Source organism: Actinomycetota bacterium, assembly GCA_030019255.1.
Lineage (GTDB): Bacteria > Actinomycetota > Geothermincolia > Geothermincolales > RBG-13-55-18 > Solincola_A.
Map to the genome: position 1 here is coordinate 132,587 of JASEFK010000003.1, position 19,877 is coordinate 152,463.

General features: G+C 64.2%; 12 protein-coding genes and 1 tRNA gene. 6 read left to right on the top strand and 7 right to left on the bottom strand.

Annotated elements, in window-relative coordinates; genetic code table 11:
* Nucleotides 1-708: 708 nt before the first annotated feature.
* On the top strand, nt 709-2,169 hold the full coding sequence (locus QME84_03605; protein MDI6873354.1) for a radical SAM protein: 1,461 nt from the start codon (nt 709-711) through the stop codon (nt 2,167-2,169).
* Between the two features lie 327 nt (nt 2,170-2,496).
* On the opposite strand, the gene QME84_03610 is transcribed toward QME84_03605, so the two are convergent.
* A tRNA-Met gene (locus QME84_03610) sits at nt 2,497-2,573 on the bottom strand.
* Nucleotides 2,574-2,923: 350 nt separating this feature from the next.
* Between QME84_03610 and QME84_03615 the strand changes: the two genes are divergently transcribed.
* Nucleotides 2,924-3,544: a class E sortase gene (locus tag QME84_03615; protein MDI6873355.1), complete on the top strand. Its 621-nt coding sequence runs from the start codon at nt 2,924-2,926 to the stop codon at nt 3,542-3,544.
* Between the two features lie 152 nt (nt 3,545-3,696).
* Here QME84_03615 and QME84_03620 read toward each other — a convergent pair whose 3' ends face one another.
* From QME84_03620 to QME84_03635, 4 genes are all read right to left on the bottom strand, one after another.
* On the bottom strand, nt 3,697-4,797 hold the full coding sequence (locus tag QME84_03620; protein ID MDI6873356.1) for a hypothetical protein: 1,101 nt from the start codon (nt 4,795-4,797) through the stop codon (nt 3,697-3,699).
* A gap of 401 nt (nt 4,798-5,198) precedes the next feature.
* Entirely contained in the window at nt 5,199-8,120 is a 2,922-nt protein-coding gene (locus tag QME84_03625) for a UPF0182 family protein (protein MDI6873357.1), read from the bottom strand.
* Nucleotides 8,121-8,338: 218 nt separating this feature from the next.
* Nucleotides 8,339-9,133 (bottom strand): NAD-dependent deacylase, encoded by a 795-nt coding sequence (locus tag QME84_03630; GenBank protein MDI6873358.1) that lies wholly within the window; start codon nt 9,131-9,133, stop codon nt 8,339-8,341.
* Nucleotides 9,134-9,231: 98 nt separating this feature from the next.
* Nucleotides 9,232-10,902, bottom strand: coding sequence for a DUF5719 family protein (locus tag QME84_03635; GenBank protein ID MDI6873359.1), 1,671 nt, complete (start codon nt 10,900-10,902; stop codon nt 9,232-9,234).
* Between the two features lie 265 nt (nt 10,903-11,167).
* On the opposite strand from QME84_03635, the gene QME84_03640 reads away from it, so the two are divergent.
* The 4 genes from QME84_03640 to mutM are packed head-to-tail and all read left to right on the top strand — an operon-like array spanning nt 11,168 to nt 15,088.
* Entirely contained in the window at nt 11,168-12,088 is a 921-nt protein-coding gene (locus tag QME84_03640) for a response regulator (GenBank protein ID MDI6873360.1), read from the top strand.
* Nucleotides 12,085-12,780 (top strand): response regulator transcription factor, encoded by a 696-nt coding sequence (locus QME84_03645; protein ID MDI6873361.1) that lies wholly within the window; start codon nt 12,085-12,087, stop codon nt 12,778-12,780. Before QME84_03640 ends, QME84_03645 begins: the two co-directional genes overlap by 4 nt.
* Nucleotides 12,780-14,264 carry a HAMP domain-containing sensor histidine kinase gene (locus tag QME84_03650; protein MDI6873362.1) on the top strand — a complete coding sequence of 495 codons (1,485 nt, stop codon included), beginning with the start codon at nt 12,780-12,782 and terminating at the stop codon, nt 14,262-14,264. The genes QME84_03645 and QME84_03650 overlap by 1 nt, the downstream gene beginning before the upstream one ends.
* A 2-nt stretch (nt 14,265-14,266) precedes the next feature.
* Complete coding sequence (mutM, locus tag QME84_03655; protein ID MDI6873363.1) at nt 14,267-15,088, top strand: bifunctional DNA-formamidopyrimidine glycosylase/DNA-(apurinic or apyrimidinic site) lyase; 822 nt, start codon at nt 14,267-14,269, stop codon at nt 15,086-15,088.
* 112 nt (nt 15,089-15,200) lie between these two features.
* On the opposite strand, the gene QME84_03660 is transcribed toward mutM, so the two are convergent.
* Nucleotides 15,201-17,762 (bottom strand): glycosyltransferase family 2 protein, encoded by a 2,562-nt coding sequence (locus QME84_03660; protein ID MDI6873364.1) that lies wholly within the window; start codon nt 17,760-17,762, stop codon nt 15,201-15,203.
* Nucleotides 17,763-18,042: 280 nt separating this feature from the next.
* Nucleotides 18,043-19,845 (bottom strand): DUF362 domain-containing protein, encoded by a 1,803-nt coding sequence (locus QME84_03665; GenBank protein MDI6873365.1) that lies wholly within the window; start codon nt 19,843-19,845, stop codon nt 18,043-18,045.
* Nucleotides 19,846-19,877: the final 32 nt, after the last annotated feature.

Below are 19,877 nucleotides of genomic sequence, written 5' to 3' on the forward strand. Positions count from 1 at the left end.
CTTACGGGTTCCTCCGGTCCTCTCCCCCTCGCTGCGTTAACCGTCCTTCCTTCTCCGCAAAACCGGGGGGTATCCGGGCCATACACCCGCCGCGATTTCCCGCTGACGCCTCAGCCGTTCTCGTGATATCCATGCCGGTCGACGACCGGTACTTCCCATGTATCCATCATCCCTTTTCCATCATTCCCACTTTGGTCCATGTTGACACCAGTACGTACCTCTTACCGGAAAAGAACCTTGAGGAGATATGCCTGGCGACATCCGACACCCTCGGCAGGGGGACGGTAGAAAGCGATTCCTTCGTGCCTTGCGATTCCATCCTCGAGAACATTACCATATCTTACCAAGCGGCGCACAAGTGTCGTTGAAAAGCGATTCCTTCATATCTTGCGATTCCCTCCGACCCATGCCCCTTGGAAGGCGATTTTTTCACATCCTGCAATTTCACGACTTCACTATCCTCGCGGGTCCTCCGGCAACCGAGCATGGAAAGGGCCTATCCGGGCATTACGTGCCGGAGAGGAAGCCCTTTCCCAAATCACTATAGCGTAACGGCCTGGCTTGCTTTCCGTATTACCTTCGTCTACGGGAGGTCTTGGGGTATGATGGTCTATCATATGCCCGCGCGGCCGGGGGACCGCCCGGTTCCGGTCCCCGGGCGCCTGAGAGTCACCGAGCTTCGGGCGAGGAGCTTGAGGGAGGGAGAGAATGCGTGTAGCTCTAGTCTACCCCGATTACTACCAGTCCGGCTGCATCCGCGGTGAGCCGCAGGGAAGGATACACCTCGGAAGCGGTTACCTTTCCGCCTGCCTCAAACAGTCCGGCCACGAAGTGGCCTTTCTCCACCTTGTGGAACCGATCGGCCGGGAGGAGTTCCTGCAGTGGCTCTGCAGCCAGGACGCCGGTCTGGTGGCCTTTTCCGCTACCAGCCTCATGTTCCCCAAGGTGAAGGAGATGGCCCGCTGGACCAAGGAGGAGACCGGCCTCCCGGTGGTGGCGGGAGGGGTGCATCCCACCCTGGATCCCGCGGGGACCCTCCAGGTCCCTTATATCGATTTCGTCTGCATCGGGGAGGGAGAATGGGTGCTGGTGGAGCTGGCCGAAGCCCTGGAAGGCCGGGGCCGGGTGGAGGATATCGAGAGTCTCTGGGGCCGGTGGCGGGGCCGGGAGTTCTCCACTCCCGTGCGCCCCCTGGTGGAGGACCTGGATACCCTGCCCTTTCCCGATCGCTCCATATTCGACATGTCCAAGATGGCCCCGGACCAGCGGGAGAGGATAACCGTGATGGCCTCCCGGGGCTGCCCCTACCGCTGCCGGTACTGCTCTAATCACGCCCAGCGCAAGGTGTACCCTAACGGGGACCGTTACGTACGCTTCCGCAGCGTGGACAACGTGCTCACCGAGGTGGAGGAGCTGGCGGAGAGGGCGGACGGTGTGGACCACGTGCGCTTCGACGACGACATCCTTACCCTGCGTCCCAAGTGGTTCGAGGAGTTCGTGCGCCAGTATCCGCGTCGGGTTAAACTGCCCTTCATCTGCAACTGCCGGGCCGACCTCCTGGATGAGGAGAAGGTGGCCAAGCTCAAAGAAGCCGGCTGCAAGACCATATGCATGGGCATCGAGAGCGGCAACCCCTGGCTCAGGAGGCACGTGCTGGGGAGGAGGATGACCGACGAACAGATACTCCGCGCCTTCCGCCTCTGCCGCAAGTACGGCATCGGGACCGTCTCCCTGAACATGATGGGCTTTCCCCACGAGGACTTCTCCATGGTCCTGGACACGGTGAAGCTCAACGCCCGGGCCGAGCCCGGGGTCACCCAGATAACCGTCTTCCACCCCTTCCCGGGGACGGAACTTTACCGCTCCTGCATCGAGGAGGGATACTACGTGGAGGAGGAGGAGACGGACACCATCTTCACCCGGCGCTCCGCCCTGCGCCTGAGGAAACTGAGCCACGAGCAGCTGGAGCTGGTGAGCGAGTTCATAACCCCGCTGGCCTACCTGTACAACCAGGTCTTCTCCCTCCCCTCTTCCCTCTCCGCGAGGCTGGAGAGGGCCCTGGACGCCTTCCTGGCCAGCCCGCGGGTCCCCTTCTCCTGGAAGCGTAGGCTGGGAGAGGAAATGCTGCGTCGCCTGCCCTGGGAGTGGTTCCTGGCCACCAAGTACTGAGGCTCGGCGACCCGGCCGCCCCTATTCCAGCGCTACTTCGACACGGGAATCCTATCGGCCCCCAGGTATTAAACCGGGAGACAGAAAAGGCAGGCGTGCTCCCGCCTTGGGAACTTCCTTCTCGCCCGCCGCGGCCGGGTGGCCGAAGATGGAAGATAGCGGAAAATATGAGGGGTTTTCACCGCGGGGAAATGCCTCCATGACCAGAAAAAAGGATCGAACTTCATGGACCTGGGTCATACCCGTGTTTCACCACGCCGGGAAAACATCCATGGCCGGAGAAAAAATCAAACCCGGCCACTTCACGGAACCGGCCGGGCTTTCCACTGGTAGCGGGGGGTGGATTCGAACCACCGACCTTCGGGTTATGAGCCCGACGAGCTACCTGACTGCTCCACCCCGCGTCGGCTCTGTTTATATTATAACGCACATTCAATGTGTGTGCGCTTTCGTCCACCAAGATACCAAGATAATATATTACCCTTGAAATCGAGAATGTAAAGTTTTCAGGTGCCAGGCCGGCCATGGAAGTGGGGAGGGAGGATTCCGGTCTCGAGCGAAATCATCCATGGATCGATGCATGGGTTCTGGCGTAGTGCCGGTGCAACGGGATCCCGAGCGCGCTGAGGCCCTCCTGGATTTCCATTATATTTCCAAAGAATTCACGGAGGGGGAAACGGCGGGGCAAGAACTCCAGATTAAAGCCTAAAATGGGGTACGGGAAACCTGGAACCGGCCCGGGAGGTGAGGAAGCTTGAGGGGCGGAAGGAGCGCCTGGATCACCCTTACCGCGTCGGCGGTCCTGGTCGCCTCCTTCGCCGTGGGCATGCCCCTGCTCTACGACCACCTGCGCAACAGCGCCGCGCGGGAAAGCGCGGCACGGACCGAGGAAGAGCCCCGGGTCCGTCCCCTCTACCACGACGAGCTCCTCGGCCCTCCCCTGTCCTTCGAGACCCCGGCCTTCATCAGCATCCCGTCCATCGGGGTGGATGAGGAAGTCAGGGAGGGAAGCGACGACGAGGATGAGCTCTACCGCCTCCTGGCCCAGGGACCCATCCACCTCCCTCACACCGGTTTCCCTGGCCAACCGGGTAACTGTGTGATAAGCGGCCACCGCACCACCTATACCCGCCCCTTCAACCGCCTGGACGAGCTCAAGCCCGGGGACTCCATCTTCATCCGGAACCCTCGCGGCATCTACGAGTACCGGGTCTACCAGGCCAGGTACGCGGACCCCGCCGAGAACGTGACCCTCCAGACCGAGGAGCCCGTGCTCACCCTGACCACCTGCGCCCCGGAGGGCAGGTCCACGCAGCGCCTGGTGATACGCGCCTCGCTGGCCGCCTTTACCCCGGTGGAGGAACTGGAGAAATGACCGGGCGGCGCGCCAGGCTTGTGTCTTTACTCTACCCCGAGGAAGAACCTTGGGAAAATTAAGGCAGCCTTGCTCCTACCGCATCGGAATCCCGGCGATCCCCTGACCCGGCCACACCACGGGAGACCCGGCGTCCTGGAAAACCGCCGGGCTCAGGCGGTCCTGACCTCCAGCCGCAGCACGCGACTTTCCGGAAAATGGTAGGAAACGTCCGATTCACTCTCCTCCAAGGTTTCGAATACGGAGGTCACGTAGCCCACCAGCCGGGGCGGGTGGAAGGGGTTTCCCAGGGCCATCTCCAGGTACCCAGCCCCGTAGGTCAGCTGGAGGGGCACCCCGTAACCGAACGCCATCAGGCGTTCCGCCATCTCCCGGTAAACCTCGCCCTCGCTGCGGGCGGAGAAGGCCGGTGGGTTTTTCAGGTGGTAATTCCTGGTTATCTCCACCAGTTCCCGGTCCAGGCTGCGTCCGGTCATCTCCTCCAGTTCCCTTATTATGCTCAGGAGGACATACCCGGTGCTGAAGATGTAGCGCGCCCCATTGAGGCGGTGATATATGGCCCCCTCCTCCTCCCGCCACTCGAGGACGGTGAGGGGGGAAGGCAGCCCGCAAGAGGGACAGGACTCGAACCCCACTTCCGCCGGCCGGACATCCTCACTCACGTCAGCCAGCTCCTCCTTGGCCGACCGGAGGCGGATAAGCGCCGCCCCGTCCGGCTCCCCGGCCTCCCGGGCTCCCGCCGCGGGCATGGCGGTGAGCAGGTAATCCTCTCCTTCCTTAAACCAAGCCATCTCGGCGGGCCTGCCCTCCACCAGCTCGTAGAACCCCTTGGCCCCCCAGGCTATGGATATGATGTCGAAGGGGTTGGCCACCCTGACCACGACCATCCCGTGCCGCCGGAAAGCCTCGAGCCTCAATCGTCCGAAGCCGAAAAGGGACATCTCGTCCACCACCCGCTGGATGACGGTCGCGAAGGGAAGGGAGCGGACCAGGAGGCGGCGCCACCCGTAGAGCACGTTGCGCTCCAGGTACTCATGGACCGAGGCCTTCTGCCCTCGGACGTAGAGTTCGGTGATGTTCACCCCCAGCCTGCCCTCTAGCTCCGCCCACAGGAAGGGGTAATAGGAGGCTTCGAAGAAGACCATACGCGTGGTGGGATCGGCACGCGAGGTGATGGACCCGTTAGCCCGCCAGGTATAGCGGTGGGAAAGGTTGCGGGGCAGACCGCAACGACGGCACCGGGAAAGACCCATGCTCGCCAACCACCTCCGACGCTCCGCCCGGCGGGCTCCACCGAGTAGAACCCACAAGCGGGAGGACCTTCCGTATCATCGCCATTCCAGTATAACCCGCCGAGCCATGACGGCAGGAGCCCGGGCCTACCTCCGGTAGTAGATCGGCCTCCTCTAATCACTGGGGGCAGGAGATCGGCCTCCCTTGAGGTCCATCCTTTTCAACCCATGGAGTTTATGTATCTCACCAACCCGGCACCAGGAGGCGGGGTTTCCCTTACTCGCTGACAAAAGGAGATCGGCCCCCCTTGATAGGCCTCCCATAATTAGATATCTCGTTTGAAGAAAGTCCCCTCCCCGCCGCCAGGGATTCGCGGTCAAGGGCCCAGAAAGGCACGGCCGAGGTGCGGCACGCCCCATTCTCAAGGAGTCGTGGTCCCGGTGAGCTCGGACATCCGGTCCAGCACCCGGCTCAACTGCTTCATCTTCTCCCCGTATGTCGCCCAGTCGCCGGAGCGCAGAGCCGCCTGGGCCTCGTCGTAGAGGCGGTTGGCCTCCGCCACCAGGGCCGCTAGGTCCCCCTCGGGCTGGGGTTGGGGCTGGGGTTGGGGCTGGGGTTGGGGTTGGGGTTGAGGCTGGGGTTCGGGAGCGGGTGTTGCCCCCAGGAGGGCCTGCAGGGCCTCCTTTAAGGTAGGCCGCATCTCCACCCGGTCTCCGTAGCCCACGATGACCCTCTTCAGCTGGGGGATGGCCGGGTTGGTGGCCAGGAGGTAAAGGGGTTCCACGTAGATGAGGGAATCCTCGATGGGGATGACCAGGGTGTTTCCCCGGATGACCCGGGAACCCGCCTGATTCCAGAGGGTTATCTGCTCCGAGATTTCCGTCTTCTGGTCCACCAGGGACTCGAACTGCTGGGTTCCCTTCACCAGCTTGCCCGCTGGAAAGGAGAAGTTGAGTAGCTTCCCGTAATTCGGAAAATCGCAGCGCGCCGCCACCCAGTCCACCATGTTGTCCTTTCCCCGAGGGTTGAAGGGGAGCATGAGCACCATCTCTTCCCTCTCCTCGCCGGGGATCTTCATGATCACGTAGTAAGGGGTGACCGGCTGGGGCTCGGCGCCCGCCCCGTAGGTCTCGGTGGAGACGTCCCAGACGTCCTCCTTCTGGTAGAAGGCGCTGACCTCGTCTATGTGATAGGTTCGGTACATCTCCATCTGGATGGAGAAGAGGTCCTCCGGGTAACGGACATGGCGCTTGATGTCCTCCGGCATCTCCTCCATGGAGGTGAAAAGGCCGGGGAATATCTTCCCGTAGGTGAGGGCTATAGGATCTTCGGGATCCGCCAGGTAGTAGGTTAGCCTTCCGTTATAGGCGTCGATGACTACCTTCACCGAGTTGCGGATGTAATTGAACTCGCCGTTGTAGGACTCGGAATAGGGGTAGAGATCGGTGGTGGTGTAGGCGTCCAGGATCCAGGCCAGCCGTCCCTCGTCGGTGAGCACCAGGTAGGGATCCCCGTCCAGGCGGAGGAAGGGAGCCACTTCCAAGGCCCGTTCCCTGATGTCGCGCCGGAACATGAGGCGCGAGTCGCGGTGGATGTAGCCGCTGAAGAGGAAGGATATGTCCCGGTTGCGGATGGAGAAGGCCAATCTCCTCAGGAAGTTGGAGACTGGTATCCCCCCCTCCCCCTCGTAGTAGGGTTCCACGAGCTTGTTGGTGTTACCCAGGGGATAGTCGATCTCCGGCGCTCCCGTGCGCACTACCACGTAATCGTGGGCGCGTTCCCCGTAATAGATCTCCGGCCGGGTGATCTGAAGCCCCAGACCCTCCTCCGAGACCGGTGGTATGTCCCGTATCAGGAGAACGGGATCCCCCTCCTCGGTAAGCTGGTTGGTGGGGCTCATGACCAGCCCGTAGCCGTGGGTGTAAGAGAGGTGCACGTTCTGCCAGGAGCGGGCGTCCTCGCGGAGCTGGTCGACGACCAGCTCCCGCCCGGATACCAGCATCTGTGTATAGACGCCGTCGAAGATCGTGTAGCGTTCCACGTCCACGTCGGCGAACTCGTATTCCTGCCTCAGCTCCTGCCGCTGGTTATATACTTGCTGGACCAGGCGGGGATCCCATAGGCGGATGTTGTTCACCGTGGCCGCGTTGTTCTCTATATCCTGGTAGGTTAGATCGGTCTCCGCGGGGAACAGGCGCCTCTCCACCGTGGCCCCTTCGCCCTCGTCCTGGATGCGGTAGGCGTCCTGGGTGAACTCGATGTTGTAGCCTATGTACTCGCTCTCCCGGGCCAGTTCCTTGGGCTTGACCACGTAGGTCTGGACGATAAAAGGATAGAGGGACCCGGCCAGGAGGGATATGACCACGATGCCCACCACCCCCGCCAGGGGAAGTCGCCAGCCCCGGTAGCGGATGTTGAACAGGAAAAGGACGGCGCACACCAGGCAGGTGGCGATAAGTATCCAGTAGGCCGGTATGCGGGCGTGAACGTCGGTATAGGTGGCACCGGCCACCGGGCCGTGGTGGGTATGGAGCAGAGCGAACATGTCCAGGCGGAAACGCCAAGCCTGGACCAGGAGCAGGACCCCGGCCAGAACCGAAAGATGGGCCTTCACGTGGGGCGCGAAGCGTTGTCCCTTGGCCCCGAAGTTGATGGCCCCGTAGAGAAAGTGGACCGCCGCCGCGGCGAGGGCGGCGAAGATGAGCACGGTGAAGAGCCAGCCGCTGAAATAGCGGAGGAGGGGGAACTCGAAGAGGTAGAAGCCCAGGTCCTTACCGAATACGGGGTCCACCCTGCCGAAGGAGGAATGGGTGAAGAATTTCAAAACATTCTCCCACTGGGCGGCCGATCCCCACCCGACAAAAAGGGAGATCAAGGCGGAGCCGATGAGCAGGCCCCGGTCCAGCCACCGACCGGCGCCCTCCCGAAAGCGCAGCACGGACTCCTCCACGGGGGAGAGCTCCGAAAGCGGTCTCTCGTAGCGGGGGGTGAGGCGCCGTGCCAGGTAGACGTTCCCGTAGAAGAGGGCGAAAAAGAGGGCGGCGAAGGCGAAGAAGAGCCATACCTGGGTCACGATCCTCTTCCAGAATACGGATGTGTAGCCCACCTCCTTGTACCACAGGTAGTCGGTGTAGAAGGTGGAGAGCCAGGAGGCGCTCAGTATGAGCACCACCAGGACCAGGATGATGATGCCCACGATCCACTTGGTGCGCGGGCTTATCCTCTCCCACCTCTCCCGGAATCCGCCTCCCTCTTCCCGGCGTTCTTTACGGCGCAGGAAGGGGACTTCCTCCCTGCTGGAGCGTCGAAAAAGGGATTCCCAGGGAAAACGGTCATTCTCCAAGTCGTCTCTCCTTCAAGTCATCTGCGGGAAAGTCGTGAACCGACGCCTCCTCAGGAGCCGTATCCCGCAACTTTCCTTGATTTCCATTCACCATCCGACTCCCTGCCCTTTCGTACCTTTCGAGCACGATCATCCTTAATAATATTCCCGCCGCGCCTGTAAAATAATTATCTCGCTCCCCTTGCCGGCAGGTGTAACGGCAGCGAGGAAGCGCGGGTTCACGAGATGCCCGCCAGCTTCTTGTAGGCCTCCACCACCGCGGGAAGGTTCTCCCCCGCTTTCCCCAGGCATACCAGGTCGGCCAGGTGATCGTGATAGGTGGTCACGGTGTTGAAGAAGATGAGCCTCCCTCCCCGCCGCTTGGTGTACTCGGGAAGGGCGGCGGCGGGATAGACCTCCAGGCTGCAGCCGATGACCAGCATGAGGTCCGAGGTGGAAGCCAGCTCCGCCGCCCTGGCCAGCACCCTCGAATTGAGCGGTTCCCCAAAGAAGATCACGTCCGGCTTGATGAGGGCCTGGTCGTCGGGGCAGCAGGCCACCCGGTCCCCGTCGGCGCTTAACTCTTTCATCTCCTCCAGGCTGAAGACGCGGCCGCAGCTCATGCAGTGCCCGGTGCGGTGGGTACCGTGCAACTCCAGGACGTCGGTGCTGCCCGCCCTCTGGTGCAGGTGGTCTATGTTCTGGGTAATCACCGCGCGGCACTTCCCAAGCCTTTCCAGTTCGGCCAGGGCGTAGTGAGCCGGGTTGGGTTCCGCCTTCTCCAGGGTGGGATTGAGCTCCCTGGCCATCTCCCAGAAACGTTCCGGGTGATGGATGAAGGACTCGTAGGTGCCGTACAGCAGGGGGTCGTACTTGGTCCACAGGCCTCCCGGGCTGCGGAAATCCGGGATGCCGGATTCCACCGATATGCCGGCCCCGGTGAGGGCCACCACCTGGATGGAATCTAAGATCATCTGCGCCGCGCGCCGGATGCAATCCTCGCTCACCTTCAGGTCACCTGCCGAGCAGCTCATCATGACAACCTTTCGTTCACCGCATGGGGAGATTATAACACGGGCGCAGGCGGGCGCTTCATGCCGTTTCGGGAAGGGTGAAGGTGAGGGCACAGGGCTCAGGGTGCCGTTCCCAGACTGTTGTGCCCTCCCTCCCAGGCCTGGTGATATAGGAAGTACATGGAACGCTCCGCCACCAGGCCCCGGTCCGATTCCACCCGGAGGGAGACGTCCCTGCCCTCTCCCACCTCCCGGTTCACGAAGAGGGTGGCGCGCCGCCGCGGCGGCACCTCCAATTCCTCTCCCTTCGTTTCCCCGTCGGGAAAGGCATAGGTGATGCTCACCCGCGCCGTCTCCTCGCCGGGATTGAAGAGGAGAAGCCACTCCTCGAATCCGGCGCGGGTGCACCCCTCGGCGAAGTACCAGTCCTGGGAGGGAGCGGCGGCGCCCACGGTAATGTGGCCGCCGTCCCACATGCCGCCGTAATTGAAGTACATGGGGCGTTCGGCGACGATGGGGCGGTCGGAATGCACGGCCAGGGCCACGTCACGCCCCGGTCCCACCTCCTGGTTGACGAAGATGGTGCGGCGCCTCCCCGCGGGCACGGTGACCTGGCTCCCTTTCTCCTCCCCTCCTTCGAGGTGGTAGCGCACCTGGACGGCGGCATCCTCGGTACCCGGGTTGGCCAGGCACAGCCACTCCTCGAATCCAGCGTGGGTGCACCCCTCGGCGAAGTACCAGTCCGGGGAGAGGGAGGGGACGCCCACGGTGATATGGCCCCCGTCCCACATGCCGCCGTAATTGAAGTACATGGGGCGTTCGGCGACGATGGGGCGGTCGGAATGCACGGCCAGGGCCACGTCACGCCCCGGTCCCACCTCCTGGTTGACGTTGACCGTGTACCGTTTCCAGGCCGGGACGGTATAGCTTCGGGTCTCCGAGTCGCCGTCGCCGAAGAGGTAATCCACTTCCACCGCGGCCTCCTGGGAACCCGGGTTGGCCAGGCACAGCCACTCCTCGAATCCGGCGTGGGTGCACCCCTCGGCGAAGTACCAGTTCTGCGAGGCCTCCAGCGCCGGGGCGGAGCAATGGCCACCCAGCCAGTCCGTGCCGTACCGGAAATAGACGGAGCGCTCGGCGTAGATCCTCTCCGTGGCGGTGACCTGCAGGGCCACGTCCCGGTCGGAGCCGATCTCGGAGTTCACGTAGACGTTGGTGCGGGAATGGGCGGGGAGGTTGTAATAACGGATGCGGTTGGCTCCCTGGGCCACCATGTAGGTCACGGTGACCGTGTACTGACTGTCATGGGGGTTGAAGAAGGTAAGCCATTCCTCGAACCCCGACCGGGTACACCCCTCGGCGAAGTAGGCGGGCACGGCCTGGGGCTGCTCATAAACGGTGAAGGGATAGGGGTTGCTGGAGCCCATGAGGGTGGTCACCACCACCGGGCCGCTGGTGGCGCCCTCGGGGACCATCACCACGATGTAGGTGTCCGTCCACAGGACGGCCGTCCCGGCGTCCACGCCGTTGAAGGTCACCGTGCTCACCGTCGGTACTTGCATGGGCCCGAAGTTCGTACCCTGGATGGTCACCGGGGTCCCCGGCCAGGCTGCGGAGGGCAAGATGTTTTCGATGACCGGAACCTGCTGGGCGACCACATCTTCCGCATCCGCACGCGCTCCTGCGCCTTCATCAGGCGCCGCCGCGGCGGGCGGCATGAGAAGGAGCAATGTGGCCAGCGTGATGAGCATCCCCCAAAAGAGGCGGCTTCGACGCGCAGAGGTGTTCATGGGCCTCCCCCCCGAATCATGTCCATCCAATCTTTATATAATGAACCGGGGCGCTTCCGAAACCCCGCCCGCCGCGGCCCCTCGAACACCCGCCCGGAGGGCTGCATTCCCATTATAAACCCAGGGCCACCGAAAGACCGCTTTCCGCGGCGGGTGCGCAATTCCTTTCCGGTCGGCGGCGGTTTTGCGATGAGCAATCAGTTCCCTTTCCGGCCGGCGGCGGCTTTGCGATAATAATAAGGGCGGCGGATAGAAAGGGTTGCCGATGCAAGGAAGGATTCTCATCATCGACGACGAGCCCGAGATACTCCACGCCGTCAAGTTCTACCTCGAGGACGAGGACTTCGAGGTCCACGTGACCACCGACGGGACCAGGGCCGTGGAGCTCGCGGAAGCCCTTCGCCCGGACCTCATAATTCTGGACGTGATGATGCCGGTCCTGGACGGCATCCAGGTCTGCCGCCAGCTGCGCTCCCGCACCCGCACGCGCATGATCCCCATCATCTTCCTCACCGCCCGGGAATCGGTGGAGGACAAGATACAGGGCCTGGAGGCGGGCGGGGTGGATTATATTACCAAACCTTTCGTAAACCAGGAGCTCCTGGCGCGCATCAGAGCTCACATCCGCCACAGCCGGGAAAACCTGGCCGGACACCCAGTCACCGGGCTCCCTGGAGCCTCCACGGTGGAGGGCGAGGTGAACCGCCGGCTGCAGCAGGGCAGGATATTCGCCGCCGTGTTCGCCGAGGTGGACCACCTGCAGGAATACCGTGAGGCCTACGGGGTGAGCCGCAGTGACCGCCTGCTTCTGCGCCTCTCCAGGATGTTCGAGGAGGAGATGAAGGCTCTGCCCGAGGAGGAGGGATTCCTGGGGCACCCCGCCTACTACGATTTCGTCCTCCTCTGCCCCCCGGAAAAGGCGGAGCCCCTGTGCGCCCGACTGGTGGAGCGCTTCGAGGCGGAGAAGGACCAGTTCTACCTGGAGCAACACCGCAAGAGGGGCGAGCTCGTGTACTACGACTACCGGGGGAACACGGTGAAAGCCCCCCTGGCCAACCTGGTGCTGGGCGGGGTCTGCAATTCCCGCCGGTTCGTGACCACTTACACCGCCCTGGCCGAGTGGTCGGCCCAGGCGCTCATGAAGGCCCGCTCCTACGGCAGGAGCGCGTATGTCCTGGAGGAATGAGGGTGGCCGGAGAACTGGTCCTGGTGGTGGACGACGAGCCCAACATCGTGGAGCTGGCCCGCCTCTACCTGGAAAAGGAGGGCTTCCGGGTGACCGAGGCGCGCAGCGGGGAGGAGGCGCTCCGCCTCTTCGAGGAGCTGCACCCGGCCCTCATGGTCCTGGACATCATGATCCCCGAACCGAACGGGTGGGAGGTGTGCCGTCGCATCCGCTCACGCTCCACCCTGCCCATCATCATGCTCACCGCCCGGGAGGACGAGGTGGACAAGGTGGTGGGACTGGAGCTGGGGGCAGACGACTACCTGACCAAGCCCTTCAGCCCCCGGGAGCTGGTGGCCAGGGTGAAAGCGGTCCTGCGCCGCACGACGTACTCGGGGGAACCCCGGGACGTACTCCACGCCGACGACCTGGTTATCGACGCCTCCCGCCGCAGGGTCTTCCAGCGGGAAAGGGAGGTGGAGCTGACCCCCCGGGAATTCGATCTCCTCTACACCCTGGCCCTCAACCGCGGCATCGTGCTGAGCAGGGAGAAGCTCCTGGAAAGGGTCTGGGGATACGACTACTACGGGGACACGCGGACCGTGGACGTCCACATCCGTCACATAAGGGACAAGCTGGGAGACAACCCGCAGGAGCCCCGCTACCTGGAGACGGTATGGGGAGTCGGGTACAAGTTTCGGGAAGGTAAGTGATGGGGTTCCACCGCAGAAGCAAACCCCTTTTCCGCTCCCTGCGCGCCCGCTTCCTCTTCCACTTCCTCCTCCTCACCGCCCTCAGCCTCCTGATATTCGGCTCCCTCTTCGCTTACTTCATCTGGAGGGAGAACCGGCGCCTCCTTGAACGGGCCCGCTCGGAGCTGGTGGAGCAGGCCAGGGAGATGGCCAACGACCTGCAGTTGGCACTCTCTCTATCTCGTCGCTACCCGGAAGCGCCGCTGCTCAACCTGGAACGCCTGGCCCAGCTGCTGCGTCTGGAGGGCAAGCTCATAAACGCCTTGAGCCTGGTGGTCGACCGAGAAGGATCCGTCGTCGCGCCACGCCTCCTCGCCCCGCGCGTCCCTCGCCGCCTGGACACCAACCTGCTGGCCGAGGACGAGGTCAGGGCGCAGGAAACGGAACTCCCCCAACTCGGTAAGGTGATGGTGGTTTCCCTGCCGCTGGCCCAGCCGGGCCTGGAGGGCAGGGAGGAATACTTCAACTTGGTGGTCATCAAGAGCACCGGAGAGCTGGTTACCTCCCCCGCCTCCACCCTCACCCGCTACCTGGCCCTGGCCGGCGGCGTGGCCCTGGCGGTCAGCGTTCTCCTGGCCCTATACCTCAGCAATTACGTGTCCCGTCCGCTGCACCGCCTCAGTCTGGCCGCCTGGGACCTGGCCCACGGCAACCTGGAGCGCAGGGTGGATGTCTCCGGCGGGGATGAGATCGCCAGGCTCGCGGAGTACTTCAACTACATGGCGGAGAGGGTAGCCCTGAGCGCGCGCCTGCAGAAGGAATTCGTGGCCAACGTCTCCCACGAGATACGCACCCCCCTGACCTCCATCGAGGGGTTCTCCCAGGCCCTCCTGGACGGGGTGGTGGAGAGCGAGGAGGACCGCAGGCGCTACCTGGAGATCATCGTCCGGGAGTCCAGCCGGCTGAAGAGAGTCCTCTCCCAGCTGCTGGCCCTCTCCCGCATCGACACGGGGGCCTGGGCCCTCCATCCCTCCCCCCTCTCCCCGCGCGCCTTCCTCGAGGGGCTGGCGGAGAAACTGCGCCCCCGGGCGGAGGAAAAGGGGCTGGAGTTCTCCCTGGAGCTCGCCGAGGGGCTCCCGGAGCTGGAGACGGACGCCGATGCCCTGGAACAGGTCCTGACCAACCTGGTGGACAACGCGGTGAAGTTCACACCGCCGGGGGGAAAGGTCACCCTCTCCGCCGACCTCATGCCCGCCGGCGACCTGCGCATCCAGGTTCGGGACACGGGGAATGGCATCCCGCCCGAGGATCTGGAGAGGGTTTTCGACCGCTTCTTCCGGGTGGATCGTTCGCGCTCCCAGGATCATGGGGGCTCCGGCCTGGGGCTGGCCCTCTGCCGGGAGCTGGTGACCCTCCTGGGAGGGGAGATCACCGCCTGGAGCGAGCCGGGCAGGGGGAGCGTCTTCACCGTGGACCTTCCGGAGCGTCCTCCCCGCGGGAGGTGAGCATGCCCGAACTCCCGGAGGTGGAGATAGTCCGCCGTCAGCTGGACGAGGAACTCGGGGGGGCGTGCATCGCAGCGGTGGAGGTCCTCCTGCCTCGTTTGGTAAAATATCCCAATCCAACCTCTTACCGCCGGGGGCTGCGGGGAAGGACGGTCCGGGGGGTAGGACGCCGGGGAAAATACCTCCTCATCCACCTGGACGATGATCGTATCCTGGTCATCCACCTGGGAATGACCGGATCCCTGCGCTTCGCCTCCCCGGGCGTGGAGCGGCCTCGCCACACCCACCTGGTCTTCCGCCTGGAGGACGGAAGGGAGCTCCTTTTCGTGGACCCCCGGACCTTCGGGGAGACCGCCCTCCTCAGGGAAGGAGACTTCCGTCCCCTCCCCGGCCTCCACCGCCTGGGTCCCGAACCCCTGGACGAGAGGTTCACGCTGGGGGAGCTGCGGCGTGCCCTGCGGGGCAGGTGCCGGATCAAGGCGGCCCTCCTGGACCAGTCAAGGGTGGCCGGCATCGGGAACATCTACGCCGACGAGGCTTTGCACCGCGCCGGCATCCATCCCCTGCGCCACCTGGACGAGCTCTCCCCGCGGGAGGTCACGCGGCTGCACCGGGCCATCCGCGAGGTACTGCGGGAGGCCATAGAGCGCGGGGGTTCCTCGGTGAGCGACTACGTGGACACCAGGGGCGAGAAGGGGAACTTCCAGGACCACCACCGTGTGTACCGGCGCGCCGGGAAGCCCTGTCCCCGGTGCGGGGAGATGATATGCCGAAAGCGGTTGGCAGGGCGCAGCACCTACTTCTGTCCCCGCTGCCAGAGGTGAGGGGGGCATGCCCCGGCTCGCGCTCGCCGTCACCTCCGGTTCCGGTCCCGCTGGAGCTCCTCTCCAGAGCGTGAAGGCGGGCAGGGGCGGCGGTCCGCCTGGACCACGGTCATCACTTTCCGGTACCGGCGGTACGCACCGGGAGGAACGTTGGCTCTCTTCGCCCCGATCCCGGCGTACCCCATCCGGAATGGAAAAAGGTGAGGGTGGCCCCCCAGAACATGGAGAGGACGCCCTTCAAGCCCAGGCTCGACCTCCCGTTGTGGCGCCGCCTCATCCTCACCGGAGCCTCCGCGATATCCAGGCCCCGGAGGGATGAGAGGCACAGCTCGGAGACCTCCGGGTAGCGGGCCGGTTTCCTCTCCACCAGGAGGGACATGGCACGGCGGGAATAGGACCGGAAACCCGAGGTGGGATCGGAGAAATCGCGCCGCACCCACAGCCGGAGGAGGAAACGGAAATAGGCCATTCCCACCCGGCGGGGAAGGGTTATCCTGCCCTCGTAACCGCCCCTCTCCATAAAGCGCGAACCCACCACTACATCGGCATTTCCCTTGAGGACCGGCCATAGGAGGGAGGGAATGTATTCGGCCGCGTGCTGCCCGTCCCCGTCCACCCTGACCGCGGCCCGGTAACCCCTCTGAAGGGCGTAGGCCATGCCCAGGCGCATCATCTCCCCAAGGCCGAGCTTCCTCTCCGACCTCAGGACCATGGCCCCCGCCCTCCGGGCCTCCACCGCCGTCCGGTCGGTGGACCCGTCGTCCAGCACCAAAACGTCCAGGCCGGGACATGTCTCCCGGACCTCGCTGACCACCTTACCCACGTTCCCTTCCTCGTCACGGGCCGGGACCATGACCAGGGCCCGGACTTCTCCCCGCCCGCCGCTTTCCCGCGGTTCGGCAGGGAGGTCATGGTGGTCCCCGCCACCCCCTTTCTCCCCCCGAAATGGCCTCCCTACCAGGACATCCACCAGGATCACCACCGCGGCCAGGGCCGCCAGCATATAGGCCATCCACATGGGTATGACCGTCCCCATGTCCTTCACCTCCTTGTCCTCCACACGCTTCGCATTCCTCTTTAAAACCAGGTGGGGCCCCGCTCCACCCACCGCCGACCATCCCCGGCGTGAGAACGGCGTTCCGGCCGAGGTCCACCCGAACAGCATCCCGGTCAGGACAGGCGCCGAGATGACCGCCAGGTCGGCCTGGTCCGGCGCGGCCTCCCCTACCTCCGGACGCACCTCGTGAAACATGCCCCGGGTCGCGTACCTGCCGGTCATGGCGTAGATGAAATCGCCCAGGATGCCGTTGGTTACGAAAACCAGGTCGCCGGGTTCGCTCCACTCCTCTACCAGCCACACCAGTTCCATGTTCTCCGGCCCGAAGGTCCTGGTACCCCCCGCCGGCATGCGAAGCTCATCGAGCCCCGCAAGGGCCGTTAAAGAGGTGGGCTGGAGCTCAAGTTGCAGCGAAGAGGAAGCGCCGCCGGCCGAGAAGGCTTGCGTACGCGGTGAAAGGCTCCCGGCGGCGGGCGCGCCCCTTCCTCCCGGAACCGCCGGTGCCGCGGGAAACGTGGTGCCGCTCCCCGGAACCGGCGGCCGTGGTGCGGAGGCGGTGCGGGAACCCCAGGAGAGCACGGGATCCACCAGCAGCAGGGGAAGGAGCAGGGAACAGGAAACCGCGGTCCACAGTGCCGACGACCAGGCCGGCGAGTTCACCCCCCTCTCCAACCATCCGCGCCCAGCCTCGTGGAGTGCGTCCAGGGCCACTGCCCCAAGCATGGCCAGGGGCAGGAAGACGTGTCCCTGCCAGAAGCGGTGAGGGTAAAAGAAAGCTATGGGCACCATGGAGAGAAAGTAGGAGGGCAGTAGGTACCAGCTCCCCTTTCTCCGATAGCAGTACACCATCCCGGCCACCGCCAGCGCCCAGACGGTAAGGTGGATGGCGACGCCGCCTCCCCCTCCCGGCCCCGAAAAGCTGAGGGCGTGGAGGTTGCCCAGGATCACCAGCGCCCAGGGGAGGTAGAGGAGGTAGGCCACGCCCAGCACGGCGAGTATCCTCCTCCAGGCCTTCCGGCGGTGGAGGAGGTAGATGAGCAGGGCCAGGGCCAGGAGGTGGCCCAGGACCAGGTGGGAATAAAGGCTCATGGCCAGGAGGACCACGGCCGTCACCGTCCGTTCCCTCTCCATGGCCAACAGGACCAGGGGAGAGATGACCAGGACCAGGGAAGCGGCGATGGTCACCCCCGTCTGCCAGAGGAACACGCCGGGAACGACCAGGAGGAGCAGGGAGAAAAAGGCCATGCGGGACCCGAAGAGCCCGCGCATGGCCCACCAGAGGGAGAGCATGATGAGGGGGAACATGGCCATGCAAACCAGGGTCACCGTGGCCTCCAGGGAAAGACCCAGGTCCTCGAGGAAGGACATCGCCACGTGCAGAAGGGGTGGATAGAGATGGGGCCTTCCCTCCGGGGCGTAGTCCCAGAAATCCCAGGTGGTCACCCCGCCCGCCTCCCGGAATCCCCGGGTCACGGCCATGTGGTAGGGAGCGTCCAGGAACACCGGGTACAGGGAGTGGTTGGCCAGGACCAGGACCAGGAAGAGGAGGACCAGGAGAGAGGAAAGCGCATCCCAGGCATCAAGCCTGCTCCCCAGCCTTTTTACGGTCCCCGCCATCCCCGTCATCTCCCGCCTCCATTCATCCCGCCGTATTTTTCACCCCCCGAGTAAGTAATCAGCCCCAGGTTTTAAGGATCTCTTGGGGAGATGTAAAGATTCGGTTAACAAAACCGCCGGGAAGCGGCAGGGGTATCGGCATCATGGGACTTCCCGCGGGATGCGAGGATTTCTCGGGGCCGTTCTCCCCAGCAAGGCGGGAGGTGGACAGGAGATGAAAATCGGTTCGAACTCCATGACCGGCTCATCCTCCATGGCAGGAAATGGGAAGAGTCGGCCGTTACCTGGGATACCGGAAGTACATGGGGCGCTCGGCCACGATGGGCAGGGAGGAGTGGACGCGCAAGGAATGGTCCCTTCCCGGCCCCAGGAGGTGGTTGACGTTCAGGGTGGTGCGGGAGTGGGGCGGGAGCTCCACCTCCAGGGGGATGACCTCCCCCTCCCCGGTGTGGAAGGCGAGGGTGCAGGGGGACTCCTCCTCCCCGGGGTTCTGGAGGCAGAGCCAAATCTCGAACCCCTCCCGGGTGGTTCCCTCGGCGAAGTACCAGTCCGTGGCCGGGGAGGGGGTGCCCAGGACGCAGTGGCCCCCGGACCACTCCAGCCCCCCGCCGAGGTCCCAGCGGTGCACGGTCATGCGGGCCGGGTCCATAGTCACGTCGTGCCCTCCGGCGGCCAGCACGGAAGTCGTTGACTGGAGCATGATGCGGAAGGCGTTGTAAGGGTAGCCGGTGTTGCGAGTTCCGTCGTGGTAGGGGTTGGTGTTCTCCGTGTAGGGCGTATCGGGGTCGTGCCTCCCGTAGCCGCTTACGGGATAGAGCACGTACTTAGCCGCGTACCAGTCCAGGGCCACCGGGTCGGTTCCCGCCAGCAGGATGTCGGCGCGCACCGCCTTGGAGTAGGGGTCGGCCGGACCGTCTGGGTGTGCCGGGCTGACCCAGATGGCGTCGATGATGTTCAGGTCCGGGTAGATGACCTGGTTCATTATCCGGCCCATGAAACCCCGGTAGAGGAGATCATAATGGACGTTGCTGGTCATGTGAATGCCGAGGACCCCCATGAAATTCTTGAGGGCGGCGGTCACCCCGGCCAGGTGGTGGGACTTGAGCACCGGCACGTTGATGAGCTTGACCCGGCCCTTGTCGTACCCGCTCCCCGTCCATATGCCCCGGCGCAGGGACATGCAGGTCCCCCTTCCGGTGATGAACTTGGGGTAAGAGACGTTTTCGCCCAGGATTACGTAGCCCTCCCGGTAGTCCCCGGAGTCGAACTCGTAGACCGCGTTGTCGGTGAAGGACCACCAGCTCAAGGCGGACACCCGGGAGGGGTCGCCGAAGGAATCCACCACCGCCTGGAAGGACTGGTAGATGTTCTCGGCGTTGTTGTAGCGCTGCGCGTAGTCCGGACCTCCCTTGCAGTTCTCCACCAGGACCACCTCCCCGGTGAAACCGTCGGGGTGCTCGAGCACCGCGGTTATCAGCCCCTTCACCAGGTCGGTGTTGGTCATGCCTCTTTGGTCCCAGGCGGCGTTGACCTTGATGAGCACCACGTCGTTCCGGCCGATGATCCCGTCAGGTCCCGCCCCGGGGTAATACTTATCGCTGCGGTAGAAGTTGAGCCCTCCTTCCCCCATAAGGCGGATGAGTCCCCTCACCCCGAGATGGTGGGGATCGGCCGTCGAGGGCACGGGCACGTGGTCCACCACGAAGATGTGGTGAGCGTCACCGGCGTCGGCGGCCTGCCAGGCCTCGGGGACCAGCACCGCGGCGCGAGAACGGGCCACCTCCAGGTCCGGCACTCCCTCCGGCACCCCGACGCCGGTAACCCTTCCCCAGTTTGCGAAGGGCAGGAGCAGGAAAAGAGTGGCGATTGGAAATATTATCCATCTCCTCCCCGTAAAGCGCGCTCCGAGGGTGCGGGCCAGCAAGGCACTACCCAGGGACACGATCCACCCGGAGTGGAACATGGCCGCCTGCTGGCAGGGATAACGCAGGCGGGAGGGCTTACTATCGCTCCTCAGGAGCAGCCACAGGAGGCAAAGCAGTGAAAACAGCGGGCAAGCGGTACGGCGCAGCAGGGCCGCCACCCGGCCGATTCGCGCCCTTGCCGGAGGAATCC